The sequence below is a fragment of the Pseudomonas sp. RIT409 genome (assembly GCF_003052515.2).
Classification (GTDB): Bacteria; Pseudomonadota; Gammaproteobacteria; order Pseudomonadales; family Pseudomonadaceae; genus Aquipseudomonas.
In genome coordinates this window covers 70544-96013 of sequence record NZ_QARE02000004.1, presented here as the reverse complement: position 1 = coordinate 96013, position 25470 = coordinate 70544, and the positions used below count along the sequence as shown (strand labels likewise).

The window sequence follows — 25470 nt, the reverse complement described above, 5'->3', positions numbered from 1 at the left end:
ATTACCCGGCCATTCGCCGGTTTTCCGTCGCCGGTATTTGGAGGAAGTGATGCGTAGCCTGGTTTTACTGCTGACGTTTCTGGCATTGAGCGGCTGCATGCATGTCAGCGATCTGGCACAAGGGGCTCATGACGAGCTCAGTGACGCGGGCTTGCTTGACCATAGCTCGACCCGTCGAATCAACAATTTCCGCCTGCAGCCGGATTCCTTCATCTATATCGCCCAAGGTGCCTTCGCACCTCCCGGTGGCGCCTACCCGCGCACGAACGTGGTAGCCGAAGAGGCCTTCAACGGATTCATCGAATACTTCCCGATGGTCCGCCGGGCACCGGCAGCAGAGGGGCTAGATGATGCGATGAACGAGGCTCGCGCCGCGGGTGCGCATTATTTGCTGTACACGCGTTTTGCGCGGGCGGATGACCGCATCGGCAATTTCGACGAGTGGTCGGATCAGGAGGCTGTCGACCGGCTGGGGATCGACAACGGTGTGGTTCAACTGATGTTGATTGAAACCAATACCCGTTATCTCATCGATTCGGCGCGCATTCATCTGCGGGGCGGCCTGCTGACGCTGTATAACACCAAGCCTGAAGATTTGCTCGGCCCACCCATGGAGGATTACGCTCGCAGTCTACTGGGCGTCGCCGCCCGCTGAGGAGCAGCGTATGAGTGGTTCGGGTAAAGCCAATGATCTGTTGGCTCAAGTTCCCAAGACCGGCAAGGGGTTGCCGCCCGTGCACCTTTGGCATCCCCCGTTTTGTGGCGATATCGACATGCGCATCGCCCGGGACGGTACCTGGTTCTATCTGGGTAGCCCCATCGGTCGAAAACCCATGGTGCGTCTGTTCTCCACGGTCCTCCGTCGAGAGGGCGATGACTACTTCCTGGTCACCCCGGTCGAGAAAGTCGGTATCACCGTGGATGACGCTCCTTTCGTTGCAGTGTTGCTGGAAGTGGCAGGCGAGGGCGAATCCCGGGTTCTACGTTTCACCACGAACGTCGATGACGTGGTCGAAGCCAGTGCGGAGCGGCCGTTGCGTGTGCGCATCGACCCCCAGACCCAAGAGCCCGCACCCTATGTTCTGGTACGTAACGACCTTGAAGCGTTGATTCACCGCAACGTCTTTTACCAGTTGGTCGACCTGGCGGTGATGCGTGAGATCGATGGCCAGCGCTGGCTCGGCGTATGGAGTCATGGCGAATTTTTCAAGATCGGCCTGGAGCCCTGATACCCGGCTGTCTTCATCCGTCAGGTGGTTTGCTTGGCGTTCATCACGCGGTTAAAGTGCCGCCCCCCCGATTTTTTGAGGTTTTCATGGGTCAGTCCATCGATATCGCCGTAGTCGGCGCCACCGGCACGGTAGGTGAAACCATCGTCCAGATCCTTGAAGAGCGCGATTTTCCAGCGGGTACGTTGCATCTGCTGGCAAGCGCCGAGTCAGCAGGCAGTTCGGTCGCTTACCGGGGCAAGAACGTCCGCGTGCGTGAAGTCGATGCCTTCGATTTTGCCAAGGTGCAACTGGCCTTTTTTGCAGCAGGTCCAGCGGTCACTCGCAGTTTCGCTTCCCGTGCGATCGCGGCGGGTTGTGCCGTGATCGATCTGTCCGGCGGCCTGCCGTCGGATCAGGCGCCGAATGCCGTGCCTGAGGTCAATGGCGATCGGCTGGGCCTGCTGGCCAAACCCTTCCAGGTGGCTTGCCCAAGCCCGGCTGCAACGGCGCTGGCGATGGTGCTCGGCCCACTTCGTGGCCTTCTGGACATACAGCGGGTGAATGTCACTGCGTGCCTGGCGGTTTCCAGTCAGGGGCGTGAGGGTGTCACCGAGCTGGCTCGGCAGACGGCGGAACTGCTGAACATGCGACCCTTGGAGCCTCGGGTGTTTGATCGGCAGATGGCGTTCAACGTACTGGCGCAGGTCGGCACTCCGGATGAGCAAGGCCATGTGCCACTTGAACGTCGAATGGTCAGTGAGTTGCGCGAGTTGCTATCGCTGCCTTTAATCAAGGTCGGCGTCAGCTGCATTCAAGTCCCTGTGTTCTTTGGCGATAGCCTGAGCGTATCGGTACAAACCGGCACGCCTTTCGATCTGTCGGCCGTCAGTGATGCACTGGACGCTGCGCAGGGGATCGACCTGGTCGACGCCGGTGACTACCCGACGCCTGTCGGCGATGCGGTCGGTCAGGATGCCGTCTATGTAGGACGTTTACGCGCCGGGGTCGATGATCCTTGTGAGCTCAATTTCTGGGTCACGTCGGACAATGCACGCAAGGGCGCGGCGCTCAACGCGGTGCAGGTCGCTGAGTTGTTGATAAAAGCTGTTTCGTAAAAGATACTTGCCAACAATTCGAAGAATCATTCTAGCTGTGGCGTGTCGAAACGCCCTACGCCCTAGCAGGCTTTATCTTCTCGGTCGCCGGGGAAATTTTAAACAAGGGATGGGCTATGGTTCAGGTTCGTAAACTGGTTTTAGCAATCGCAGCAGCTTCGGCGTTGTCATCGGGGATGGCAAATGCGCTTGGCCTCGGTGGTTTGACCGTCAAGTCGAGCCTGAATCAACCGCTGCTGGCTGAAATCGAACTCACGCAGGTGCAGGACCTGAATTCTGCACAAGTGGTGCCGAGTCTGGCGACCTCCGCCGAATTCGCGCAGGCGGGTGTCGGACGCACGGCCATCCTGGACGATCTGGTATTCACCCCCGTGGTGAATCCTGGTGGTAGGAGCGTGCTGCGGATTACGTCGACCAAGCCCGTACGCGACCCTTATGTGAAATTCCTGGTTCAGGTGCTCTGGCCCAATGGCCGAGCGCTGCGTGAATACAGCCTATTGCTCGACCCGCCCAAAGCGTCTCCTCAGGCCGCCGCTGCCGCTGCTGCTCAATTGCCCTCGACGGCGCCAGCCGTCGCACCGGCTCAAGCGCCTGCCGCACAGGTAACGCCACCTGCAGCGCCTGCCGCACCGGCACCTGCCGAACCCAAGTACACGCAATACACCACCGCCAACAACGACACCCTGTGGGAGATCGCTGAGCGCGTGCGCAGTGGCGGTACAGTTCAGCAGACCATGCTGGCCATTCAGGCGCTCAACCCCGATGCCTTCATCGGGGGCAATATCAACCGTTTGAAGAAAGGCCAGGTTCTGCGACTGCCAACGGCGCAAGAGGTGAGTGCGACGCCGCAGCCTCGGGCGATTGCCGAAGTGGCCGAACAGAATCGCGCCTGGCGAGAAGGTCGTCGCCTGCCGGCTGGCGCGCGTCAGGTGGACGCTACCCGTCGCGACCGGGCGGGTGCGGCGCCGTCGCGCATCGAAGCCAAGGACAACCTGAGCCTCGTGGCAGCCAACGCCAACCCTGGCGCCAAGGGCTCGGCAGGCGATGCTGATCTGGCCAATAAATTGGCCGTGGCGCAGGAGAATCTCGACAGTACCCGTCGCGACAATGCCGAGCTGAAGAGCCGCATGACCGACCTGCAAAGCCAGCTCGACAAGCTGCAGCGTCTGATTGAGCTGAAGAACGATCAACTGGCCAAGATGCAGGCCGCCGGGGCCGCGGTGCCACCCGCGGGCGGTGACGCCAACAGCGCCGTCAGCCCTAACAGCGTGACCAACCCGAATAACGCCGCCAACCCGATAGCCGCGCAAATCGTGCCGCCTGCCCCGGACAGCGCTGGCAAGCCGCCGAATGAAATCGCGCCTGAAGACGCGCTGCCGGTCGAGGGCGCGAAGATAGACACCGCGGGTGCGGATCAGCCTTCGGCCACGCAGCCAGAGGCTGACCCGCGTGCTAATCAGAGCGCGCTGGACAAGATTCTGGCCAGCCCGATGCTGCTGGGCTTGATAGCGGGCGCGGCGGTGCTGGTGCTGCTGTTGTTGGTGCTGCTGCTGGTGCGTCGTCGCAATGCCATTATTGAAGCGGAAAGACACCGGCAAATGGCGCGCGCGCTGTCGGAAGAGTCAGATTTCGCCGCCGACATGAACATGCCCGAAAGCAGTTTCGAGGGCCTGGAGGTGCCCCCTCCCGCGGTAAAGCAGGCACCGCTGGCGGCCGTCATCATTGAGCCGACCCGCGAGCGTCCAACCGATGTGCTGGTGCAGGCTGAGATCCATATCGCTTATGGCCGTATGAATCAGGCCGCAGCGTTGCTGGAAGAGGCCATCAAAGAGGAGCCTCAGCGTTCCGAATTGCGTCTCAAACTGATGGAAATCTATGCGCAGCAAGGCAACGAGCGTGGCTTCGTTGCCCAAGAGCGCCAATTGGTCGCGACAGGCAGTAACCACGCCGAAGTCGAACAATTGAAAGCCCGCTATCCTGCGATGGCGGCAGCGGCTGTAGCGGCAGCAGGTGTGGCGGCGACTGCCGCGTTGGCGGCCCAGCAGATGGATGCCCGCTACGTCGAGGATTTGCTGACCGACCACTCCGAGACAGCGGCGGCGCCGGAATTGGAGCCTGCCACGGAATTAGAGCCTGCCCCGGAAACCCTCGCGGAGGCGCCGGATGATTTCGACACCGCATTTGATCTGAGCCTTGACGATCTCGAAGCCGCATCCCCTGCCGAAGTGGAAGACCGCAGCGCGCCACTCGCGGATAGAGGGTTCGATGATCTGGATCTGGACGCACCCTTTGGCGGCTCCACGCCTGACGAGCTGGATTTCGACGCGATTCTGCGAGAACAGACCGAGGCCCAGCCTGCGGCGGGCGACGGTCTGGAAGATTTCGATCTGAATCTGGGCGAGGATGAACCTGCTCTCAAGGCCGAAGATGATCGGCTGTTGGGCGTGCGGGATGAGTTGAGCGAGCTCCCGGCGTTCGATGACCCGGCGGATCTCGGGGCAGACAAGCTCGCCCAAGAGGATGAACTTGAACTGCCTGCCGATTTCGACCTGTCGCTGGCCGACGAGATGGAAAGCGACCCGGCTTCCAAGGCGTTCGCTTCGGAGATCGACGACGTGAACGCAGAGCTCGAGCGCCTTTCGCAAAGCCTCGAGCAACCGCCGATGGCCACGCCGTTCGACGATGCGGCCTTCGGTGAGGATGATGCTCTACTGGCCGACGACAGCGAGCCCGAATTCGACTTTTTGTCGGGTACCGATGAGGCCGCCACCAAATTGGACCTGGCTCGGGCTTATATCGAAATGGGAGACGCCGATGGCGCTCGTGACATTCTCGATGAAGTCGTTGCCGAGGGTGACGACGGGCAGAAAAGCGAAGCGCGGGAGATGTTGTCGCGCCTGGCGTGATCGCTGCTCAACTTACACAGAAAACGACCGCTTCGGCGGTCGTTTTCGTTTGGCTGATGGGGGCTGGCGTCGGTGGGGGCGGGGAGCACCGGTCGCGCACATCCCAATAGCGTCTTTTGTCGTCATCCGTATAATGGCCGCCCTTGCGCGTATCGACAGGCTTTGAGCATTGGCAATCATGACCACAGAGGCAGAGACAGCGGCCGCCGAAATGGCAGCCGAAGGCTATTTCAGAATCGCGTTGGGCGTTGAGTACAAGGGCTCGCGTTACAGTGGCTGGCAGCGCCAGTCCAGCGGTGTGCTGACCGTTCAGGAGACTTTGGAAAATGCCCTCTCGAAAGTGGCGGATTCGCCTGTGTCGCTGATGTGCGCCGGACGTACCGATGCAGGCGTGCACGCCTGCGGCCAGGTGGTGCATTTCGATACTCAAGCCATACGCAGCATGAAGGCCTGGACCATGGGCGCCAATATCAACCTGCCCCATGACGTCAGCGTCACCTGGGCCAAGGAGATGCCCGCGCATTTTCATGCCCGCTTCAAGGCCATCGCCCGCCGCTACCGCTATGTGATTTACAACGACCAGATTCGACCGGCGCACCTCGGTCAGGAGATCACCTGGAATCACCGGCCCCTGGATGTCGCACGGATGGCGCTGGCGGCCGAGTGTCTGGTAGGAACGCACGACTTCAGCGCGTTCCGGGCAGGCCAATGCCAGGCAAAATCCCCGATCAAGCAGATTCATCATCTGCGCGTGACCCGTCACGGTCAGATGATCGTGATCGACATACGCGCCAATGCCTTTCTGCATCACATGGTGCGCAACATTGCGGGCGTGCTCATGACCATCGGTGCAGGAGAGCGGCCTGTGGAATGGGCTCGCGATGTGCTCGAGAGCCGTGTTCGTCGGACAGGCGGAGTGACCGCTCACCCATTCGGTCTGTATCTGGTGCAGGTCGAGTATCGCGACGAGTTTCCGCTGCCCGAACGTTACATAGGGCCGCATTTTCTTACAGGGTTCACCGAACTTGACGGCTGACGCCCGGAGTAGCATTTGCTAACATCCGGGGCTTTCGCAAGGCTAGAGGTATTCACGACATGTCAGCCGTTCGCAGCAAGATTTGCGGGATTACCTGCATAGAAGATGCGCTGGCCGCTGTCGATGCGGGAGCTGACGCCATCGGCTTCGTCTTTTATTCCAGAAGCCCTCGGGCGGTGACGATCGAGCAGGCGCAGGCGATCATCGCTCAGTTGCCACCTTTCGTCAGTACGGTCGGTCTGTTCGTCAACGAAGACCGGGAAAGCCTCGAGGCGCTGCTCGAAGCGGTTCCTCTGGACCTCATTCAGTTCCACGGCGACGAAACTCCGGAGCAATGTGAGGGGTATCTTCGTCCGTGGATCAAAGCGTTGCGGGTGCAGGCTGGCGACGATATTGCCGCCAGTTGCGACCTCTACCACAAGGCCAGCGGCATCCTGCTGGACACGTACGTCGCCGGGGTCCCGGGTGGCACGGGCGAAGCCTTCGATTGGGCACTGATTCCGAATCATTTGAGCAAACCGATCATACTCGCCGGCGGCCTCACCTCGGCCAACGTCGCCCAGGCCATTGCCCAGGTACGGCCGTACGCCGTGGACGTCAGTGGCGGAGTGGAGCGAGCCAAGGGGCTCAAGGACCACGACAAGATCCGTGCGTTCATGAGCGCTGTGCATGGGGCCTGAGGGTTTTCGCCACGGCGTCGGCCACCGATGTGACGGCAGATCGCCTGTCGCCGTCCACTAGCCTGCGGCGACCGAAATGCGGTCAGTAGCCGCCAGGATTGAACGAGCGACGACGCGAGGCGTCTCGCAGCAAGGAATAAGCGCGGTATCCGGATCACTGGCAGGTCAGGCACGAAGGCCGACCGTGTAAGGGATGCGGTACCGCACATGAATTGGGTTTAAGGGCCTGCGCGTGGCATTGTTCGCCATTGCGCTCACCCCACCGGTACTGGAGAAAGAAAGCATGAGCAACTGGTTGGTAGACAAACTGATCCCCTCGATCATGCGTTCCGAGGTCAAGAAAAGCTCGGTACCTGAAGGCTTGTGGCACAAGTGTCCGTCGTGCGAGGCGGTGCTCTATCGTCCAGAGCTGGAGAAGACCTTGGACGTCTGCCCCAAGTGCAATCACCACATGCGCATCGATGCGCGTGCACGTTTGAATATTTTTCTCGATGCCGAAGGTCGTCAGGAAATCGGCGCTGATCTGGAGCCGGTCGACCGTCTGAAATTCCGTGACAGCAAGAAGTACAAGGATCGCCTGACCGCTGCGCAGAAGCAGACCGGCGAGAAGGACGCACTGATTTCCATGAGTGGCACGCTGCTGGGCATGCCCGTGGTGTGCAGCGCTTTCGAGTTCTCGTTCATGGGCGGGTCGATGGGCGCGATCGTCGGCGAGCGTTTCGTGCAGGCGGCCAATTATGCGCTGGAAAATCGCTGCCCGATGGTCTGCTTCGCTGCCTCCGGCGGTGCGCGGATGCAGGAAGCGTTGATCTCCCTGATGCAAATGGCCAAGACGTCGGCGGTGCTTGCGCGCTTGCGAGAAGAGGGCCTGCCCTTCATTTCCGTATTGACGGACCCTGTCTACGGCGGCGTATCCGCCAGTCTGGCGATGTTGGGTGACGTCATCGTCGCCGAGCCTAAAGCCCTGATTGGGTTCGCCGGTCCGCGCGTGATCGAACAGACCGTTCGGGAGAAGCTGCCCGAAGGCTTCCAGCGCAGTGAGTTCCTGCTGGATCACGGCGCCATCGACATGATCGTCCACCGTGCCGAACTGCGTCCCCGTCTGGGCAATCTGCTTGCGCAGATGATGAACCTGCCTACGCCGAAATTCGTTGCACCGAAACTCGAGCCGATCGTGGTTCCGCCAGCACCGGCGAACGTATGACCGCACGCTCTCTGGGCGATTGGCTCAGCTACCTGGAGCAACTGCATCCTTCCACCATTGACATGGGGCTGGAGCGGTCGCGCCAGGTTGCGCACCATTTGGGTCTCGGTCGTCCGGCGCCCCGCGTCATCACGGTGACGGGGACGAACGGTAAAGGCTCAACGTGCGCGTTTCTGGCTTCGCTTCTGCAGTCCCAAGGCCTCAAGGTCGGCGTGTACAGCTCGCCGCACCTTGTCCGCTACAACGAGCGTGTCCTTGTGCAAGGTGCCGAGGTCTCCGACGAGGCCCTGTGCGCTGCCTTCGACGTGGTGGAGCAGGCACGGGGCGAGATCTCCCTGACCTACTTCGAAATGGGTACGCTCGCGGCTTTCTGGTTGTTCGAGCAGGCTGCGCTGGATGCTGTCGTGCTGGAAGTGGGACTGGGTGGGCGCCTGGATGCGGTGAACCTGATCGATCCGGACATGGCGCTGGTGACCAGCATCGGCGTCGATCACGCCGAATGGTTGGGTAACACCCGTGAGTCGGTGGCATTCGAAAAGGCCGGTATCTTCCGCGCGGGCCGTCCTGCCCTCTGCGGCGACCTGGACCCGCCGCAGCCCTTGCTGGCGCAAGCCGCTGCGTTGCACTGCCCATTGTCGCTGCGAGGCCGCGACTTCGACCTGACGATTGGCGCCGAAAGCTGGAACTGGTTCGGCACCGACGCAGGCGGTCAGCGCGTCGAACTGCGTGGCCTGCCTTTGCTCGACCTGCCCATGCAGAACGCCGCACTGGCGCTGCAGGCCTATCTCTTGTCGGGGCTTTGGCAGGAAGCGTCCATTGGTACAGTGCTGGCGCAGACCCAGGTGACCGGTCGGCTCGATCGTCGGACCGTCGAATGGCGGGGCAAGACGTTGCACCTGTTGCTGGATGTCGGTCACAACCCTCATGCGGCTCACTTCCTGGCTCAACGGCTGAAGCAGCGCCCGGTGGCGGGCAGACGTCTGGCCGTGTTCGGGCTACTGGGCGACAAGGATCTGGACGGCGTGCTGGCCGAACTCGGCGACGGTTTCGACCATTGGGCTGTCACGCCATTGCCGACGCCGCGCAGCCGTTCGGTGCAGGAAATTGCGGAGGCCTTGCAGAACCTTGGCGCTGACGTGGCGTCCTACTCCAGCGTCGCGCAGGCCTTGGAGGCTCAATGCGCACGGGCGACAGAGGACGATGAAATCGTTCTGTTCGGGTCTTTTTATTGCGTCGCCGAAGCTTTGGAATGGCTGGCGAACACGTCACGGAGGAAGTGACACATGGCTTTGCTGGATAGGGCGTACAAGCAGCGCATGGTGGGTGCTCTGGTGCTCATCGCCATCGCGGTGATCTTCCTGCCGATGCTGTTTTCCCGTCAGGACGAGGCCCGCCATGTGCAGGTCGAGGCGCCGGCCGCGCCTCAAGCGCCTGCCATCTCTCCGGTCAAGGTCGAACCGGTCACCGTGCCTGAACAGCAGCCGCTGACACAGGAGCCCGTGCCTTCCGACGATGAAATCGCCCAGCCTGTGCAGCCGCCAGCGAGCCAGCAGCCACCGTCGATGCCTATTGCCCCTGCGCCCGCACCCGCAAAACCTGCGGCCGCTGCGCCCGCAGTCAAGACCACGCCTGTTCCCCCACCCTCAAAGCCTGCGACCTCGGCGCCCGCCGCGGCTGCGACGTCGCCTGCGCCGCTGTCAGCCGACACTAATCGGGTCGACGCCAATGGCCTGTCGATCACCTGGGCGGTGCAAGTGGCGAGCCTCTCCAACCGGGCAAACGCCGACAACCTGCAAAAAACCTTGCGTTCCCAAGGCTACAACGCCTACATCCGAACCGCCGATGGCGTCAATCGGGTGTTCGTCGGTCCGTTGATCGAGCGCGCTGAAGCGGATCGTCTGCGCGATCAGTTGAACAAGCAGCAGAAGCTCAATGGCATCGTGGTGCGCTTCCAGCCGGAGCGGAAGTAACCCGGGGCTCCGCCTGTCCGGCAGCGTCGGTCGATTGGCCTTCCGGCCATCGCTGCCGCGGATGTAGCGAACCCTTGCCCCGGCCTGTCCTGTTCAGGATCCCAAAGTCCAATCATTCGCCTTAATTGCCGACGACGATCAATCCCCGCTTACCGGCGGGCCAGTGCTCTGCTAAAATGCGCCGCCTCATCAGTCTGTAGGCTGCAACGTGTCATTTACTCCGGTTGACTGGGCGATCATTGCGATTGTCGCCATCTCCGCTTTGATCAGTCTCAAGCGCGGCTTCGTCAAGGAAGCGCTGTCCTTGCTGACCTGGATCATCGCAGGTGTCGTCGCCTGGATGTTTGGCGGTTCGCTGGCCCAGTATCTGGTCAATTACATTGAAACACCTTCGGCACGCGTGATTGCGGGCTGCACCATCCTTTTCGTCGCCACGTTGTTGGTCGGCGCCATGGTCAACTTTCTCATCGGGGAACTGATTCGGGTCACCGGGCTGTCCGGAACCGATCGTTTTCTGGGTATGGTTTTCGGGGCGGCGCGCGGCGGCCTGCTGGTCGTCGTTGCGGTAGGGCTGTTGAGCCTGGGCCCGGTACAACAGGATCAATGGTGGCAGCAGTCCAGACTGCTGCCACAGTTCGTGATGGTCGCTGACTGGTCGAAAAACCTGATTCTCGGGATGTCCAGCAAGTGGCTAGCCAGCGGGGTCAGCGTACCTGTTGATATCCCGTTCAAGGATCACCTCCTGCCTTCGGTAGCACCGCAGGATGTGATCGGTAAATCCAGTTCCACTAAGTAGGGGTTGTGTCGCATGTGTGGCATCGTCGGTATCGTCGGCAAGTCGAACGTCAATCAGGCGCTGTATGACGCGCTCACCGTCCTCCAGCACCGCGGCCAGGACGCTGCCGGTATCGTGACCAGCCATGATGGCCGGTTGTTCTTGCGCAAGGACAACGGTCTGGTCCGTGACGTCTTCCAGCAGCGCCATATGCAGCGTCTGGTCGGTCACATGGGCATCGGTCATGTCCGTTATCCAACGGCGGGCAGCTCGACCTCGGCCGAGGCCCAGCCGTTTTACGTCAACTCGCCGTACGGCATCACGTTGGCACATAACGGTAACCTGACCAACGTCGAGCAGTTGGCCAAGGAGATTTACGAATCCGACCTGCGCCACGTCAACACCAATTCCGACTCGGAAGTGCTGCTCAACGTCTTCGCCCACGAACTGGCCGTGCGCGGAAAGCTGCAACCGACCGAAGAAGACATTTTCGCTGCCGTGACTGACGTGCATAACCGCTGCCGTGGCGGCTACGCCGTGGTGGCGATGATCACCGGCTACGGTATCGTCGGTTTCCGTGACCCGGACGCCATCCGTCCGATCGTGTTCGGTCAGCGTCACACCGACGAAGGCGTCGAGTACATGATCGCGTCGGAAAGCGTGTCGCTCGACGTGCTGGGCTTCACCCTGATTCGTGACCTGGCGCCGGGCGAAGCGGTGTACATCACCGAAGACGGCAAGCTGCACACCCGCCAATGCGCCGCCAACCCGCGCTACGCGCCCTGCATCTTCGAACACGTCTACCTGGCGCGTCCGGATTCGATCATCGACGGTATCTCGGTTTACAAGGCGCGCTTGCGCATGGGCGAAAAACTGGCCGACAAGATTCGCCGCGAGCGTCCGGACCACGACATTGACGTGGTGATCCCGATTCCCGACACCAGCCGCACGGCGGCGCTCGAGCTGGCCAATCACCTGGGCGTCAAGTTCCGTGAAGGCTTCGTGAAGAACCGTTACATCGGTCGGACGTTCATCATGCCGGGGCAGGCCGCGCGCAAGAAGTCGGTGCGCCAGAAGCTCAACGCCATCGAGCTTGAGTTCCGCGGCAAGAACGTCATGCTCGTCGACGACTCCATCGTGCGCGGCACCACCTGCAAACAGATCATCCAGATGGCCCGTGAAGCCGGTGCCAAGAACGTTTATTTCTGTTCCGCGGCCCCGGCCGTACGCTTCCCCAACGTCTACGGCATCGACATGCCGAGTGCTCATGAGCTGATCGCTCACAACCGTACCACCCAGGACGTGGCCGACCTCATCGGTGCCGACTGGCTGGTCTATCAGGATCTCACCGACCTGATCGAGGCGGTCAGCGGTAGCAAGAAGATCAAGATCGATAACTTCGATTGCTCGGTCTTCGATGGCAAGTACGTGACCGGTGACATCGACGAGCATTACCTGAACAAGATCGAGCAGGCGCGTAACGACGCGTCCAAGGCCAAGAATCAGGCAGTCAGTGCGATCATCGATCTGTACAACAACTAATTCAGACAAGGAGTGAGCGGCATGACTCAGCAATGGGATGCCGGTCGACTGGACAGCGATCTGGACGGCGTGGGTTTCGATACCCTCGCCGTACGGGCAGGCCAGCACCGTACGCCGGAGAGCGAGCACAGCGATCCACTGTTCTTCACCTCGAGCTACGTCTTCCGCACGGCCGCCGACGCGGCCGCCACGTTTGCCGGCGATAGAGCGGGCAACGTCTACTCGCGCTACACCAACCCGACGGTGCACGCCTTCGAGGAACGCATCGCCGCACTGGAAGGTGGCGAGCAGGCGGTCGCGACATCGACCGGCATGTCGGCGATCCTGGCGACCGTGATGAGCCTGTGCAGTGCGGGCGATCACGTTTTGGTCTCCAAGAGCGTGTTCGGCTCGACCATCAGCCTCTTCGAGAAGTATTTCAAACGGTTCGGCGTGCAGGTCGATTATGTTCCGCTGGCCGAACTCGCCGGCTGGGATTCAGCCATCAAGCCAAACACCCGGCTGTTGTTCGTCGAGTCGCCTTCCAATCCACTCGCCGAATTGGTGGACATTGCGGCGTTGGCGGAAATCGCTCACGCCAAGGGTGCGATGCTGGTGGTCGATAACTGTTTCTGCACACCGGCTTTGCAACAGCCTCTGCGCATGGGTGCGGATGTAGTGGTGCATTCGGCGACCAAATTCATCGATGGCCAGGGCCGTGCAATGGGCGGTGTCGTGGTTGGTCGTAGCGAGCAGATGAAGGAAGTGGTTGGGTTCCTGCGCACGGCAGGCCCGAGCCTGAGTCCGTTCAATGCCTGGCTGTTTCTCAAAGGGCTCGAAACCCTGAAGATCCGCATGCGCGCGCACTGCGAGAACGCGCTGGAGCTCGCGCAGTGGCTGGAGCAGCAAGACGGTATCGAGAAAGTTCACTACGCCGGTCTCGAAAGCCATCCGCAGCATGACCTCGCCAAGCGTCAGCAGAAGGCCTTCGGCGCGGTGGTCAGTTTCGAAGTCAAGGGTGGGAAGGAGGGCGCGTGGCGCTTCATCGACGCCACGCGGCTGATTTCCATCACGGCGAACCTGGGCGACACCAAGACCACCATCACCCACCCGAGCACCACGTCCCACGGCCGTTTGTCGCCGCAGGAGCGTGAAGCCGCCGGTATCCGCGACAGCCTGATCCGGGTCGCCGTGGGTCTTGAAGACGTGGCTGACCTGAAGGCTGACCTGTCGCGTGGCCTGGCTGCATTGTGAGTGAGGCCGTGACTGAGTTGACGATGGATCCTGCCCGAGTGCACAACGGGCGCGTGGCGCTGGTCACCGGCGCGGCGCGGGGGATCGGCCTGGGCATCGCTGCCTGGCTGGTCACCGAGGGGTGGCAGGTGGTGCTCACGGATGTGGACCGCAAGCGAGGCGAAATCGTCGCTGGCGTACTGGGGGACAACGCGTCCTTCATCGCAATGGACGTCGCCAGTGAAGAGCAGGTGGCCGCGGGCGTTGCCGAGGTGCTCGGCATGTTCGGGCGTCTGGATGCGCTGGTGTGCAACGCTGCGGTCGCCGATCCACGCAATACCGTCCTGGAAAGCCTTGCGCTTGCGCAGTGGAACCGTGTCCTGGCGGTGAACCTGACCGGCCCCATGCTGCTGGCCAAACATTGCGCGCCTTACCTGCGTGCCCGCGGCGGCAGCATCGTCAATCTGAGTTCGACCCGCGCCCGCCAGTCGGAGCCCGACACCGAGGCATACGCAGCGAGCAAGGGTGGCCTCCTGGCGCTCACTCATGCTCTGGCCATGAGCCTCGGCCCGCAAGTGCGGGTCAATGCCGTCAGCCCTGGTTGGATCGATGCAAGAGATCCTTCGCAGCGGCGAGCCGAGCCATTGTCCGATGCCGACCATACGCAGCATCCGGCTGGCAGGGTAGGGGCGGTGGAGGACGTCGCGGCGACCGTTGCCTGGCTGTTGTCGAGGAATTCAGGGTTCGTGACGGGGCAGGAGTTTGTCGTCGACGGCGGCATGAGTAAAAAGATGATCTATGTGGAGTGAAGCAGCGGCAAGCTTCAAGCTTCGAGAAAAAACAAAAGCGAACCCGGTGTTCGCTTTTTTGCTTTTAACTGGCTGGTTATAGCTTGCAGCTAAAAACTGCTTTTTTAAAAAAACTTCAAGCAGGCTATTGACTTAGGTTTGGCACCTGCGTAAATTTCGCGGCCTCAGCGAAGCAAAGGGTGATTAGCTCAGCCGGGAGAGCATCTGCCTTACAAGCAGAGGGTCGGCGGTTCGATCCCGTCATCACCCACCATCGTTGAGAAGCTGTTTGAAACGCTGAAGGTTACTGAGATTCAGCAGGACACATGTCCACCACTGCGCAGCGGTAGTTCAGTCGGTTAGAATACCGGCCTGTCACGCCGGGGGTCGCGGGTTCGAGTCCCGTCCGCTGCGCCATATTTTACGAATCGGATGTTTCCGGTTCGAGACCGTTAAGCGAACGCTTCTGGTCAGAGTCATTGAAACTGGCACATCAAGCTGGTTTCGACAGAGTTAAACAGATGCAAGTCTGTGCGACACGCAGCGGTAGTTCAGTCGGTTAGAATACCGGCCTGTCACGCCGGGGGTCGCGGGTTCGAGTCCCGTCCGCTGCGCCATATACAGTTTCAAGGCCCCTTGAACACCTTGAAACGACAAAGAAAGCGACCTTGGCGTCGCTTTTTTTGTGCCTGCGATTTAACCCCCTCGTTGAGCACTGCGGATGCGGTGCTGCGTTGCGTCCCGATAAATGCCATGATTGGCGGCTTGTTTGAGCCGCGCTGATTTCGACTTTGGAGAGCTGGACCATGGGCATGAACCAAACCATCACTGTGATCCCACCGGGCGTACCGTTGACGGGGCATGTCGCGCCACCAGGCTCGAAGTCGATTACCAACCGGGCGCTGCTGCTGGCGGCTCTGGCTAAAGGCACCAGTCACTTGCGCGGCGCATTGAAAAGCGATGACACCCGGCACATGTCCAATGCGCTCCGGCAAATGGGCGTGGTGATCGAAGAGCCGGACGACACCAGCTTCGTCGTCACCAGCAAAGGCAGTCTGGACGTTCCAGAAGGTCCTCTGTTTCTGGGCAACGCTGGCACCGCAGTGCGCTTCCTGACGGCTGCGGTCGCGACGGTCAATGGCACGGTGACCCTGGATGGCGACCATTACATGCAGAAGCGTCCCATTGGGCCGCTGCTGGAGTCGCTGCGCAAAGGTGGCCTGAGTGCCCAGAGCGCCACCGGATGTCCGCCGGTGGTCATTCAGGGCAGCGGTGCCATCAAGGCGACGCGTTTTGAAATCGACGGTGGTCTGTCCAGTCAGTACGTTTCAGCACTGCTGATGGTCGCGGCCTGCGGGGCCGCCCCAATCGAAGTCGCCCTGACCGGCAAGGAAATCGGCGCTCGCGGCTACATTGACCTGACCCTGGCCTGTATGCGCGCCTTCGGCGCCGAGGTCGAGGTCGTCAGCGATGCGCTGTGGCGTGTTTCGCCGACGGGTTACACCGCGTGCGATTATCAGATCGAGCCTGACGCTTCCGCCGCCACTTACCTCTGGGCTGCTGAAGCCCTGACCGGTGGGAAAATCGATTTGGGCGTCGCAGCCCAGGCGTTTACCCAGCCAGACGCCAAAGCGATGGAAATGATCGCCCAATTTCCTCATATGCAAGCGGTGATCAATGGCTCGCAAATGCAGGATGCCATTCCGACGCTGGCCGTTCTGGCGGCTTTCAATGAAACGCCGGTGCGTTTCGTCGACCTGGCCAACCTGCGGGTAAAAGAGTGTGATCGCGTGCAGGCGTTGTACGACGGCCTCAACCAAGTGCGGCCGGGCCTGGCAACGGTCGAGGGCGATGACTTGCTGGTGGCTTCCGATCCGGGATTGGCGGGCACGGTCAGCGCGGGGTTGATCGACACCCACTCCGACCATCGGATCGCGATGTGTTTTGCGCTCGCCGGGCTGAAAGTGTCGGGCATTCGCATTCAGGATCCGGAATGCGTAGGCAAGACCTATCCGGGTTACTGGCGTGCGCTGGAGTTTCTCGGTGTGCGGCTGGAGCGTGGCGTGGTCTGAAGGCCCTGGACCGTCAGTCGATTCCTGCCTCCGTTCGACGGCTTGAAGGAGGGCGGTCAGTGTGCCGCCTTGTTCCCCAACTCCCCGCCTGGCGCCCTTTGCAGCACGCCGAGCGGTTGTGGATAACGTGCTGCGGCGTCAGGGTTGCAAACTGCGCGTTGATCCCATGCAAGGCTTTGTTGCAGACTTACCGGCGTTTTCTCCGGTCTACTGTTCTGTTGACCTATTTCCCGGGATGTTCGATGTCTAGATTACTGAGCTTTCGTACCGCGTGCTGGGTGTTCGCCCTGCTGGCTGCCGCAGGCTGCTCGTCCAAGAAGCAGGCTGTCTACGAACATGAAAACTTCGATGATGCCGGGACCTTCTCACGCAATTACCCGGTGTCCGATGCGGCCACTTGTGAAGCGGCACGGCGTGCGCTCCTCAGTCAGGGGTACATCATCACGAGCAACGATCCGAAGATGATCGCCGGTCACAAGAGCTTCCAGCAGACCGGCGAGACACACATGGAGATCAGCTTCAATGTGGTCTGTGCCGCAGATGGGGCTGCCGATGGTAAGGCGACCATGTTCGCCAATGCCCTGCAGGACCGTTATGCGCTGAAGAAGGTGAACAACTCGGCCAGTCTTGGCGTCGGGGTGCTCGGTTCGGTGTCGATGCCGATTGGCTCGACCGACGACTCCATGGTCAAGGTGGCCAGCGAGACTGTGGCATCACCCAAGTTCTACGACCGTTTCTTCGCGTTGGTGGAAAACTTCCTGCCGCCTGAAGTCAAGCAGGCTGCGCACATAGAAGAGAAACCCAAGACCGATCTGGGCATGCCCGAACCTGCTGCCGGAAAGGCTTCCGCGCAAGCAGAGCCTCCCGCTCAAGCCGAACAGAAGCCAGCCGAAGCGGCTGCCGTCGCGCCGGCTGCATTGGCCACGCCGACGACGCCGCAAACCCCGACAGCCGAGCAAGGCAGTGAGCCGATGCCGGCCCCGGCGGAGCCCGAGCCGGTCAAGGTCGAGACAACCGAACCCGCAACGCAAGCCCCGGCCGTAGCGCCAGCTCCTCAAGTAGCTCCAGCCCCTCAAGCTGAAACGCCGCCGGTGACCTCGCCGACGCAGTGATCCAGACAATCGCGTTGTATCAGGCAAACCGCGTCGTTTGGGTTTGCTGCCGCTGCGCGCCAGATCGCGGGCAAGCGCGCTCCTACGGGTTAACCCAGGAACAACCGGTACGCGGGGTTGTTCGTCTCGTCCCAGTACGGATAACCGATTTCCGCCAGCGCCTGGGGCACTAGGTGGCGTTCTTCCTCCGGCACCACCAGCCCGGCCACAACGCGCCCGTCGGCGGCGCCGTGGTTGCGGTAATGGAACATCGAGATGTTCCATTTCCCGCCGAGCTTGTTGAGGAAGTTGAACAGCGCGCCCGGGCGTTCGGGGAACTCGAAACGGAACACCATTTCGTCGCTCACCCGCTCCGAGTGGCCACCCACCATGTGCCGCAGGTGCAGCTTGGCCAGTTCGTTGTCGGTCAGGTCCAGCACCGGGAAGCCTTGCTCGGTCAGGCTGGCGATCAGCGCCTTGCGCGGGTCGTTTTCCGGGTGGGTCTGCACGCCGACGAAGATGTGCGCTTCGCGGTCGGTGTGGTAGCGGTAGTTGAACTCGGTGATCTGGCGCTTGCCCACCGCCTCGCAGAATGCCTTGAAGCTGCCAGGCTGTTCGGGGATGGTCACGGCGATGATTGCCTCGCGGCCTTCACCCAGTTCGGCGCGCTCGGCCACGTGGCGCAGGCGGTCGAAGTTGACGTTGGCGCCGGACTCGATGGCTACGAAGGTCTGGCCCTTGACCCCGTATTGCTCGACGTACTTCTTGATCCCCGCCGCCCCCAGCGCACCGGCCGGTTCGGTGATCGAGCGGGTGTCGTCATAGATGTCCTTGATCGCTGCGCAGATCTCGTCGGTGCTGACCGTCAGGACTTCGTCGACATAATCCCTGCACACGTCGAAGGTGTGCTGACCGATCTGCGCCACCGCCACGCCGTCGGCGAACAGCCCGACCTGGTGCAGCACCACGCGCTCGTCGTAGGCCATGGCCTGCTGCAGGCAGTTGGAGTCGTCCGGTTCGACACCGATCACCTTGATCTCGGGGCGCAGGTATTTCACGTAGGCCGCAATGCCGGCGATCAGCCCGCCCCCGCCCACCGGCACGAAAATCGCGTCCAGCGGGCCCGGGTGTTGGCGCAGGATCTCCATGGCCACCGTGCCTTGCCCGGCGATGGTGTCCGGATCGTCGTAGGGGTGGATATAGACGTAGCCTTTTTCCTCGACCAGCTTCAGGGAATGCGCCAGCGCCTCGGGGAACGAATCGCCATGCAGCACGACCTTGCCGCCTCGCGAGCGCACACCTTCGACCTTGATCTCCGGGGTGGTCTTGGGCATGACGATGGTCGCCTCAATCCCCAGTTTTTTTGCCGCCAGCGCCAGACCCTGCGCGTGGTTGCCCGCCGAAGCGGTGACCACGCCCCGCGCCAGCTCGTCGGCGCTCAACTGGGCCAGCTTGTTGTATGCGCCGCGGATCTTGAAGGAGAACACCGGCTGCAGGTCTTCGCGCTTGAGCAGCACCTGATTGCCCAGCCGCTCGGACAACTGACGGGCGCCATGCAAGGGGGTTTCCACGGCGACATCGTAGACGCGGGAGGTGAGGATTTTGCGGGCGTAATGATTCAGCAAATCGCTGCTGACTGGACGGTGGACGAGCAACGGATTCATCGTGTGGTTCCCGTCGTATGCGCGGCGAAAAGCTGATTCGAGAAAGCAGCAAGCGAAGGGCGGATGCTGATCATGTCTGACTCCTTGGTTCGAGGTCTTGGGCCCGGGAGACAGAAAGAAAAAACCCGCCTCAAGGGCGGGTTCGGTGCAAGCGTCGGCTAACCCGCCATGACTGGAATGGCGGTAATAATTCGGCTGACGGCGTGCAGGAATGCGTTCATGGAGCGAAGACTAGGGTGAGCGAGACGCAGCCGTCAAGCGCCATTTGGCGACATCGTGCCCGCTTGCCTCCGACGATTGTTCAAGAAGCTTTCATGTTTCGTTCATCGGGGCACTTTAGGCTGATGCCTGTGGTCAGTGAAACCAGTCGCTGAACACGACCGCCAAGCACCGAAATGCATAGAACTGCCACGAGGGCATGAGCAATGGACGATTATCAGGAAGAACTGCTGGAGTATCAGGCGTACGAACTCGACCCGCTCGAACCTGCCGATGATGCGACAGAGCTGTAGGCAACAGCGATCGATTTGATCAGTCCGAATGACGTTGGCTCCGGCGAAACTCTCCGGGAGTCTGACCGTTCCAGCGTTTGAAGGCCCGCTGAAACGCCTCGGCCGAGGCGAAGCCCAACAAGTAGGCTATTTCACCGAATGCCAGTTCCGTGTCGCGGATGTACGTCATGGCCAAATCACGGCGCGTGTCGTTGAGGATCGCGCCAAAGCGCGTCCCTTCGTCGGCCAGTCGTCGCCGTAACGTCCAGGTCGGCAGCCTCAACCGCACCGCGACTTCCTGCAGGTCCGGTTCCCGCCCTCCGCTCAGCAAGGGCCCGAGGAGTTGAGTGATGCGCTCGCGCAGCGTGCGTGTGCGGGTCATGTGTTCCAGTTCCCGTTCGCACAGTTGCACCAGATGCCGCCAGGTGCTGGGGACGTGGTCAGGATTGCGCAGTGCCAGGCTGTGCAGGCTCAGGCGCAACTGATTGTTCGCTGCACCGAACCTCACCGGCTGCGAACTCAATCCGGCATATGCTTCGGCATAGCTCGGGGCAGCGAATTCGATATCCACTTCTTCGGCGATGACCGGCGCGTGCGCCAAAGTCGATAACTGATGCAGCCACCCGCTGAGAATCGAATCGACGACGAAGCGGTTGTAATCGTTATAGGGGCTGATCGAGTAAAAGCGCAGCCAGGCGCCTTGATGATCTTCCTGAAACGTTGACTGACCCCGGTAATTGGTACCGTACAACGCTTCGAAGCGAATCAGCGTGCGCGCCGCTTCTCGCACCGTTGGCGCTTGAGCAGCCGTGATGCCGGCAAGTCCGGCCTGGCTCATGTGGCTCGACTGGCCCATGTGCAAACCCAGCGACGCGGTGCCCGTCAGCTCAATGGCCGCGTGGCCCAGACGCATGTAGCGCGGGATGGAAAGACGCGCCCCGGCTTCGCCCAGGCGGGCGGCGTCGAGACCGTATTGTTCGAGCAGTGGCAGAGGATCCTGGCCAAGCCCGCGCACGGCATCGGCAAGGCTGTGCACGAAGCCGACGGACAGGTCGCCCAGACGAACGCGAGGCAGGCTCATCGATCACAACCACAGGTTGATCAGGCGCGCCCCATGGCCGGGCTTGGCGCCCTTGGGCGATGCGCTGATGGACTGTTCGGCGACGCTTTGACCACCCCGTGTCGCGAAGCTATGCCCGGTGCTGCCCTGATCCCAGAATTGTCCGCGCATGAAAACGCTGATACCGGCCTTGGCAGTGCTGATCGGGGCCAGTGTCAAACGGCGCCATGCCTCGCCTTGGGTCAATGGCTTCGGGCCCAGATCCAGGCCTTGGTGCTTGTCCCTGCGCCAGGGCTGCGTCCAACTGCTTCTTCCAGCGACAAAGGCCGGGACGGCGATCAATTCTGCACCTTCGGCGTTCAAGCGCAGGTAATTGTCGGGGTACCAGCTGTCGCTGCCGATGAGTGTCGCCAGGCGCCCGGCCGGGGTGTCGATGACATACAGCGGCGCGTCCTTGCCGGGCCGGATGTAGCCCTGCTGGTACCAACTGGGGAATAGCTGACGTTGCGGCTGGCCCAAAGGAAGGCCGTTGGGACCGAACACCAGGCTGCTGTTGTACAGCGCACCGGTGCCGATGATCAGCTTGTCGGCCTGGACCTTCGGACTGGGCAGGACGATGGAGCCCGCCACGAGCGTGACGCCGAATTCTCGCGCCAGGCCGCCGAACAGGCTCTGGTAATTTTCGGCCATGCTTCGGGCTTTCATGCGCAAACGAGCATCGTCGATACGGCTCTTGCCGCGGGCGTGCAGAACCGCATCGGTGAACAGCAGCGGGTTGCTGAAGGCCAGCCAATTCATCGCCTCGTCAATCGTCGCGGCTTGATAGAACTGGGACTTCTCGTCCACCGCGAACAGCCAAGTACCGATGTGTTCGGGCAGCACGACGATGGTCTTATCGGTGATCAGGCCATGCTCCCGTGCTTGCTGAAGGTAGGCCGCCAGCTTGCGATGCAAGCGCTTGACGCTCGAGTAGTCGGATGGAAAGAGTTCGGGCTGGATGCCCAGCAGGTTGCCGCGGTCGCCAGGCTGGCCGTCATTGACCACCACTTGAATGCGCAGGTCGGTGAGGTAGTGGCCAACGCGGCGCTTGCTCGTCCAGAGGCCGTAGCTGACGAGCAGAATCACCACCACGACAGCGGTGAGCGTGACGAGAACTTTGCGCATGGAGAGGTGGACGTTTGCCTTTGCGAACCAATGAACGATGACAGGTACGAAGGCTACGGCAAAACGGCACTCAATAGAAATGAATTGCACAGCCGGCGCGGGGGAGGAGGGGTGGAGCGCGTGATCTGCGTGTTTAAACGGACTGCGTTTGCAGGGGAGGCCCGCAGCCCGGTCGTGTGTTCAGGCCGACTCAAAGCCAGCCATTCGGGTGCCTCAGACCGATCGGGTGACCCCACCGTCCACTCGCAGGTTCTGTCCGGTGATGTACGCAGCGCCTTCGGAGGCCAGGAACGCGATGGTGGCAGCGACTTCCTCGCTGGTCCCGTAACGCTTGAGCGGTACGCTGTCACGGCGCTCGTCGGTGCCGGGCAGGCTGTCGATCCAGCCGGGCAAGACGTTGTTCATACGGATGTTGTCCGCCGCGTAGGTCTGCGTGAAGATCTTGGTGAACGACGCGAGACCTGCCCGAAACACCGCCGAGGTCGGAAACAGCTCGGTTGGCTCGAACGTCCAAGCAGACGAAATGTTGATGATCGAACCGCCTCCCTGTTGCTGCATCAGGGGGGTCACCAGGCGAGTGGCGCGAATCACGTTCAGCAGGTACACCTCCATGCCACGGTGCCAGTCTTCATCGCTGATTTCGAGAATGGGCGCACGTGGACCGTGGCCTGCGCTGTTGACGAGCACGTCGATGCGACCCCACTTATCAGTCACGGCCGAGACCAGGCGCTGGATGTCTTCGACGGACTGGTTGGAGCCGGTCACCCCTATGCCGTTCAACTCACGGGCCAGCGCTTCGCCTTTTCCAGATGACGACAGAATCCCCACGTTGAATCCATCGGCAGCCAGGCGCCGCGCGGCAGCGGCGCCCATCCCGCTGCCGCCTGCGATGACGAGAGCAACTTTAGGTTTGGCCATGTGCAAATCCTCTGTTGAATGAAAGCGCTCACGTTAAAAGACCCACCGCCAGCGCACTAGCTATGTTTTTTGTGCGAGGGTGTAGAAAAACTACATACTTGAGGCGATGTTCATTCCTTCACGAGAGTGATGATTCGATGGAAGAAACCCGCTTGATGCGCAAAGGCCAAACCGTACTTGGCCAACTCGTCGCGTTTGAAGCCACCGCCAGGCTCGGCAGTTTTCGCGCGGCTGCAGATGAGTTGCACATCACCACCGGTGCGGTCGCGCAACAGGTGCGGTTGATGGAGCAGAAACTGGGCGTCGACCTGTTCGAGCGTTTGCCTCGCGGCACTCGATTATGGCCTGAAGCGCAGGGCTTTCTGAGTAAAGTGCAACTGGCGCTCGATCTGGTCAACGATGCGACCCGCGAGCTTACCGCCCGCCGCTCGGGGACGCGAACGTTGACATTGAGTACGACAGGTGCGTTCGCCAGCCGTTGGCTGATCCCCAAGCTCGCCCATTTGAGCGAGGCAGAGCCTGCGCTGGCCGTGATGGTGGATGCCAGCAACGCAGCGCGGTCGCTGCACGGCAATGACGCGGTGGACATGGCGATTCGCTGGGGGACGCCGCCTTTTCCGGGTTGCCACGTCTATCCGTTGTTTCTGGGCAGCATCATTCCGGTCTGCGCTCCGGGTGTGAAACGCCAATACCGTTGGCAGACCCTGAACGACCTGACCGAGGATGCGCCACTGATCGCCGATTCCCACGAAAACTGGAGTAAATGGTTCGCCGCCCGCGGCGTGACCAGCTCATCGACCGTGCAGCGCTTTTCCCAGACCAGCCTGGCCATCGAAGCCGCCGAACGCGGGCTGGGCATTGCCCTGGCGCCTGAAGTGCTGGTTACCGGGGCCTTGGCGGGAGGTGGGCTGGTCAGGGCTCTGGACGAAGATGAGGTAATGGATACTGACGCGGGCTTCTATTTGCTCACAGCAAGGGAGCCGGACGCCGATTCGGACCTCGGCAAAGTGGTGGAGTGGTTGTTGGGGAATTCCGAGCGAGCGGCACCGGGATGATCGATCAGGCTGCAATTCAGCACACGCGATGAATCACACTTGACACCTGTGCAGTTACACATATGATGAGCGCCATGAATACCTTACTGGATGTGGACTTTTGTCACTGCTTCGCGGCCAGGCGCCATGCGCGTCTGTTGACGCGATTGTATGACCGTCACTTGGCCGAGGTGGGACTGTCGATTTCGCAGTTCTCGATCCTGGCAGTGATCAATGAGCGGCCTGAGATTTTCATCGCTGAGCTGGCGGACGTGATGGTCATGGAGCGTACGACCCTGGTACGAGCACTCAAGCCGCTTCAGACCGAGGGACTTCTGATCAGCGACGCCTCGGGGCCACGCGGCGCGCTTCGGCTTTCACTGTCTGCAAAAGGGCACGCGACACTCGAAAAGGCCCAGCCTCTGTGGCGTGCCGCCCAGGAGGAACGTGAAGCCCAAGTGGGTGCCGATCAAGCGATCGCATTGCGGGACTCGATTCTTGGCCAAGGCACATGACCTTTTTTTTGATCGTTAATGTGCAATTGCACATTAACAGTTCGCCGTTCTGCACGAAGGCATTCGTTCGTTGCGATGCCCCGAGCGTCTTCGAAAACCTTCCCTTCACAGGAGAATCACCATGCAACCACGCAGCTATCTGATCACCGCCGCCACCGGCAAAACCGGCGTCTACGTCGTTCGTCAATTATTGGCCGAGGGGCACCGAGTGCGTGCGTTCGTCCACAGCGACGATCAACGCAGTGACGATTTGCGCCAGGCAGGGGCCGAAATCGTTGTCGGTGATTTGCTTGAGCACGATGACATCATCAAAGCCATGGAGGGGATGAACGGTGCTTACCTGTGCTACCCCGTGCGGGAGGGGTATATCCAGGTGACGGCCAATCTGGCGGACGCGGCGCGGCGTGCCGGCGTTGAGGTGGTGGTGGAAATGTCGCAGATTTCTGCGAGGGATGACGCCAAGAGCCATGCGGCGCGTAACCACTGGCTGGCGGAGCGTGTGCTCGATTGGTCGGGCGTGCCCACCGTGCATATTCGCCCCACGTTCTTTGCCGAATGGCTCACGTTCCCTTGGGTGCGTAACCCCATCGTCAATGACAACAAACTGACGTTACCCTACGGCGCAGGTCGGCACGCCCCCATCGCCGCTCAGGACCAGGCGCGACTGATCGTCAGCGTCCTGACCCATCCCGCTCCCCACATCGGTAAGACCTACACCTTGTGCGGGCCCGTTGAAATGGACCATGGGCAAATCGCTGAGGAACTCAGCGCAGTACTGGGCCGCACCATCAGCTACGCCCCATCCACCCTCGACGAATATCGGGCGCACTTGAAATCCTACGGTCTGCCCGAGTTCCTGATTCAGCATTTCATCGAGGTCGCCATCGATTATCAGAACGGAATCTTCGAGGGCGAGGACGGCGTGATCGCCCAGATTACCGGGCAAGCTCCGCAAACCGTGAAGGCATTCCTTCAGGCCAACCTCAACGCGTTCCAATGAGCGCGGGACGGGGCTGTGGAGG

The 25470-nt window shown here is 61.3% G+C and carries 21 protein-coding genes, 3 tRNA genes and 1 pseudogene; 21 read left to right on the top strand and 4 right to left on the bottom strand.

Features of this window, described 5'->3' with window-relative positions; genetic code table 11:
- The first annotated feature begins 49 nt into the window (after positions 1 to 49).
- The 18 genes and pseudogenes from DBP26_RS06795 (at position 50) to DBP26_RS06710 (ending at position 17623) form a co-directional block, all read left to right on the top strand.
- Complete coding sequence (locus DBP26_RS06795) at positions 50 to 655, top strand: DUF4823 domain-containing protein (RefSeq protein WP_108237123.1); 606 nt, start codon at positions 50 to 52, stop codon at positions 653 to 655.
- A 10-nt stretch (positions 656 to 665) separates the two neighbouring features.
- Entirely contained in the window at positions 666 to 1229 is a 564-nt protein-coding gene (locus DBP26_RS06790; protein ID WP_108237122.1) for a DUF1285 domain-containing protein, read from the top strand.
- Positions 1230 to 1315: 86 nt separating this feature from the next.
- Entirely contained in the window at positions 1316 to 2326 is a 1011-nt protein-coding gene (locus DBP26_RS06785) for an aspartate-semialdehyde dehydrogenase (protein ID WP_108237121.1), read from the top strand.
- A gap of 116 nt (positions 2327 to 2442) precedes the next feature.
- Positions 2443 to 5232: a FimV/HubP family polar landmark protein gene (locus DBP26_RS06780; RefSeq protein WP_108237120.1), complete on the top strand. Its 2790-nt coding sequence runs from the start codon at positions 2443 to 2445 to the stop codon at positions 5230 to 5232.
- Between the two features lie 211 nt (positions 5233 to 5443).
- A complete protein-coding gene (gene truA, locus DBP26_RS06775) occupies positions 5444 to 6268 on the top strand; it encodes a tRNA pseudouridine(38-40) synthase TruA (RefSeq protein ID WP_108237313.1) in 825 nt (274 codons plus the stop codon).
- 59 nt (positions 6269 to 6327) lie between these two features.
- Positions 6328 to 6948, top strand: a complete 621-nt coding sequence (locus DBP26_RS06770) for a phosphoribosylanthranilate isomerase (RefSeq protein ID WP_108237119.1) — start codon at positions 6328 to 6330, stop codon at positions 6946 to 6948.
- Between the two features lie 283 nt (positions 6949 to 7231).
- Positions 7232 to 8152, top strand: a complete 921-nt coding sequence (accD, locus tag DBP26_RS06765; protein WP_108237312.1) for an acetyl-CoA carboxylase, carboxyltransferase subunit beta — start codon at positions 7232 to 7234, stop codon at positions 8150 to 8152.
- Positions 8149 to 9452 (top strand): annotated as a pseudogene (gene folC, locus DBP26_RS06760) (bifunctional tetrahydrofolate synthase/dihydrofolate synthase). The gene accD and the pseudogene folC overlap by 4 nt, the downstream one beginning before the upstream one ends.
- Entirely contained in the window at positions 9436 to 10122 is a 687-nt protein-coding gene (locus DBP26_RS06755) for an SPOR domain-containing protein (protein WP_108237117.1), read from the top strand. Before folC ends, DBP26_RS06755 begins: the two are co-directional and overlap by 17 nt.
- Positions 10123 to 10330: 208 nt before the next feature.
- Complete coding sequence (locus tag DBP26_RS06750) at positions 10331 to 10918, top strand: CvpA family protein (RefSeq protein WP_108237116.1); 588 nt, start codon at positions 10331 to 10333, stop codon at positions 10916 to 10918.
- A 12-nt stretch (positions 10919 to 10930) separates the two neighbouring features.
- On the top strand, positions 10931 to 12439 hold the full coding sequence (gene purF / locus DBP26_RS06745; protein WP_108237115.1) for an amidophosphoribosyltransferase: 1509 nt from the start codon (positions 10931 to 10933) through the stop codon (positions 12437 to 12439).
- Between the two features lie 21 nt (positions 12440 to 12460).
- Positions 12461 to 13672 (top strand): O-succinylhomoserine sulfhydrylase, encoded by a 1212-nt coding sequence (locus tag DBP26_RS06740; RefSeq protein WP_108237114.1) that lies wholly within the window; start codon positions 12461 to 12463, stop codon positions 13670 to 13672.
- A gap of 23 nt (positions 13673 to 13695) precedes the next feature.
- Positions 13696 to 14460: an SDR family oxidoreductase gene (locus tag DBP26_RS06735; RefSeq protein ID WP_108237113.1), complete on the top strand. Its 765-nt coding sequence runs from the start codon at positions 13696 to 13698 to the stop codon at positions 14458 to 14460.
- Between the two features lie 177 nt (positions 14461 to 14637).
- Positions 14638 to 14713 (top strand) — tRNA-Val (locus DBP26_RS06730).
- A 66-nt stretch (positions 14714 to 14779) separates the two neighbouring features.
- Positions 14780 to 14856 (top strand) — tRNA-Asp (locus DBP26_RS06725).
- 123 nt (positions 14857 to 14979) lie between these two features.
- A tRNA-Asp gene (locus DBP26_RS06720) sits at positions 14980 to 15056 on the top strand.
- A 189-nt stretch (positions 15057 to 15245) separates the two neighbouring features.
- Positions 15246 to 16511, top strand: coding sequence for a 3-phosphoshikimate 1-carboxyvinyltransferase (locus DBP26_RS06715; protein ID WP_108237112.1), 1266 nt, complete (start codon positions 15246 to 15248; stop codon positions 16509 to 16511).
- Positions 16512 to 16753: 242 nt separating this feature from the next.
- The gene (locus DBP26_RS06710; protein ID WP_177411022.1) at positions 16754 to 17623 is read left to right on the top strand and encodes a DUF2242 domain-containing protein; all 870 of its coding nucleotides are present in this window, start codon (positions 16754 to 16756) and stop codon (positions 17621 to 17623) included.
- Between the two features lie 89 nt (positions 17624 to 17712).
- Here DBP26_RS06710 and ilvA read toward each other — a convergent pair whose 3' ends face one another.
- The 4 genes from ilvA to DBP26_RS06690 form a co-directional block, all read right to left on the bottom strand.
- Positions 17713 to 19227, bottom strand: coding sequence for a threonine ammonia-lyase, biosynthetic (gene ilvA, locus DBP26_RS06705; RefSeq protein WP_108237311.1), 1515 nt, complete (start codon positions 19225 to 19227; stop codon positions 17713 to 17715).
- A gap of 570 nt (positions 19228 to 19797) precedes the next feature.
- Positions 19798 to 20838 carry an AraC family transcriptional regulator gene (locus DBP26_RS06700; RefSeq protein WP_108237111.1) on the bottom strand — a complete coding sequence of 347 codons (1041 nt, stop codon included), beginning with the start codon at positions 20836 to 20838 and terminating at the stop codon, positions 19798 to 19800.
- A 3-nt stretch (positions 20839 to 20841) separates the two neighbouring features.
- A complete protein-coding gene (locus DBP26_RS06695; RefSeq protein WP_108237110.1) occupies positions 20842 to 21981 on the bottom strand; it encodes a carbon-nitrogen hydrolase family protein in 1140 nt (379 codons plus the stop codon).
- Between the two features lie 213 nt (positions 21982 to 22194).
- A complete protein-coding gene (locus DBP26_RS06690) occupies positions 22195 to 22899 on the bottom strand; it encodes an SDR family oxidoreductase (RefSeq protein ID WP_108237109.1) in 705 nt (234 codons plus the stop codon).
- Positions 22900 to 23036: 137 nt separating this feature from the next.
- Between DBP26_RS06690 and DBP26_RS06685 the strand changes: the two genes are divergently transcribed.
- The 3 genes from DBP26_RS06685 (at position 23037) to DBP26_RS06675 (ending at position 25448) form a co-directional block, all read left to right on the top strand.
- Positions 23037 to 23954: a LysR substrate-binding domain-containing protein gene (locus tag DBP26_RS06685; protein ID WP_158541438.1), complete on the top strand. Its 918-nt coding sequence runs from the start codon at positions 23037 to 23039 to the stop codon at positions 23952 to 23954.
- A 74-nt stretch (positions 23955 to 24028) separates the two neighbouring features.
- Positions 24029 to 24448, top strand: coding sequence for a MarR family winged helix-turn-helix transcriptional regulator (locus DBP26_RS06680; RefSeq protein ID WP_108237310.1), 420 nt, complete (start codon positions 24029 to 24031; stop codon positions 24446 to 24448).
- 121 nt (positions 24449 to 24569) lie between these two features.
- Positions 24570 to 25448, top strand: coding sequence for an NAD(P)H-binding protein (locus tag DBP26_RS06675; protein WP_108237107.1), 879 nt, complete (start codon positions 24570 to 24572; stop codon positions 25446 to 25448).
- Positions 25449 to 25470: the final 22 nt, after the last annotated feature.

Excerpts from the sequence above, each read along its gene's own strand:
- purF (WP_108237115.1), top strand. The coding sequence starts at position 10,931 with ATGTGTGGCATCGTCGGTATCGTCGGCAAGTCGAACGTCAATCAGGCG.
- accD (WP_108237312.1), top strand. The coding sequence starts at position 7,232 with ATGAGCAACTGGTTGGTAGACAAACTGATCCCCTCGATCATGCGTTCC.
- DBP26_RS06685 (WP_158541438.1), top strand. The coding sequence starts at position 23,037 with ATGGAAGAAACCCGCTTGATGCGCAAAGGCCAAACCGTACTTGGCCAA.
- DBP26_RS06780 (WP_108237120.1), top strand. The coding sequence starts at position 2,443 with ATGGTTCAGGTTCGTAAACTGGTTTTAGCAATCGCAGCAGCTTCGGCG.
- DBP26_RS06785 (WP_108237121.1), top strand. The coding sequence starts at position 1,316 with ATGGGTCAGTCCATCGATATCGCCGTAGTCGGCGCCACCGGCACGGTA.
- DBP26_RS06735 (WP_108237113.1), top strand. The coding sequence starts at position 13,696 with ATGGATCCTGCCCGAGTGCACAACGGGCGCGTGGCGCTGGTCACCGGC.
- DBP26_RS06790 (WP_108237122.1), top strand. The coding sequence starts at position 666 with ATGAGTGGTTCGGGTAAAGCCAATGATCTGTTGGCTCAAGTTCCCAAG.
- DBP26_RS06755 (WP_108237117.1), top strand. The coding sequence starts at position 9,436 with ATGGCTTTGCTGGATAGGGCGTACAAGCAGCGCATGGTGGGTGCTCTG.
- DBP26_RS06795 (WP_108237123.1), top strand. The coding sequence starts at position 50 with ATGCGTAGCCTGGTTTTACTGCTGACGTTTCTGGCATTGAGCGGCTGC.
- DBP26_RS06695 (WP_108237110.1), bottom strand. The coding sequence starts at position 21,981 with ATGCGCAAAGTTCTCGTCACGCTCACCGCTGTCGTGGTGGTGATTCTG.
- DBP26_RS06770 (WP_108237119.1), top strand. The coding sequence starts at position 6,328 with ATGTCAGCCGTTCGCAGCAAGATTTGCGGGATTACCTGCATAGAAGAT.
- DBP26_RS06680 (WP_108237310.1), top strand. The coding sequence starts at position 24,029 with ATGAATACCTTACTGGATGTGGACTTTTGTCACTGCTTCGCGGCCAGG.
- DBP26_RS06690 (WP_108237109.1), bottom strand. The coding sequence starts at position 22,899 with ATGGCCAAACCTAAAGTTGCTCTCGTCATCGCAGGCGGCAGCGGGATG.
- truA (WP_108237313.1), top strand. The coding sequence starts at position 5,444 with ATGGCAGCCGAAGGCTATTTCAGAATCGCGTTGGGCGTTGAGTACAAG.
- DBP26_RS06740 (WP_108237114.1), top strand. The coding sequence starts at position 12,461 with ATGACTCAGCAATGGGATGCCGGTCGACTGGACAGCGATCTGGACGGC.
- DBP26_RS06715 (WP_108237112.1), top strand. The coding sequence starts at position 15,246 with ATGGGCATGAACCAAACCATCACTGTGATCCCACCGGGCGTACCGTTG.
- DBP26_RS06675 (WP_108237107.1), top strand. The coding sequence starts at position 24,570 with ATGCAACCACGCAGCTATCTGATCACCGCCGCCACCGGCAAAACCGGC.
- DBP26_RS06700 (WP_108237111.1), bottom strand. The coding sequence starts at position 20,838 with ATGAGCCTGCCTCGCGTTCGTCTGGGCGACCTGTCCGTCGGCTTCGTG.
- DBP26_RS06710 (WP_177411022.1), top strand. The coding sequence starts at position 16,754 with ATGTCTAGATTACTGAGCTTTCGTACCGCGTGCTGGGTGTTCGCCCTG.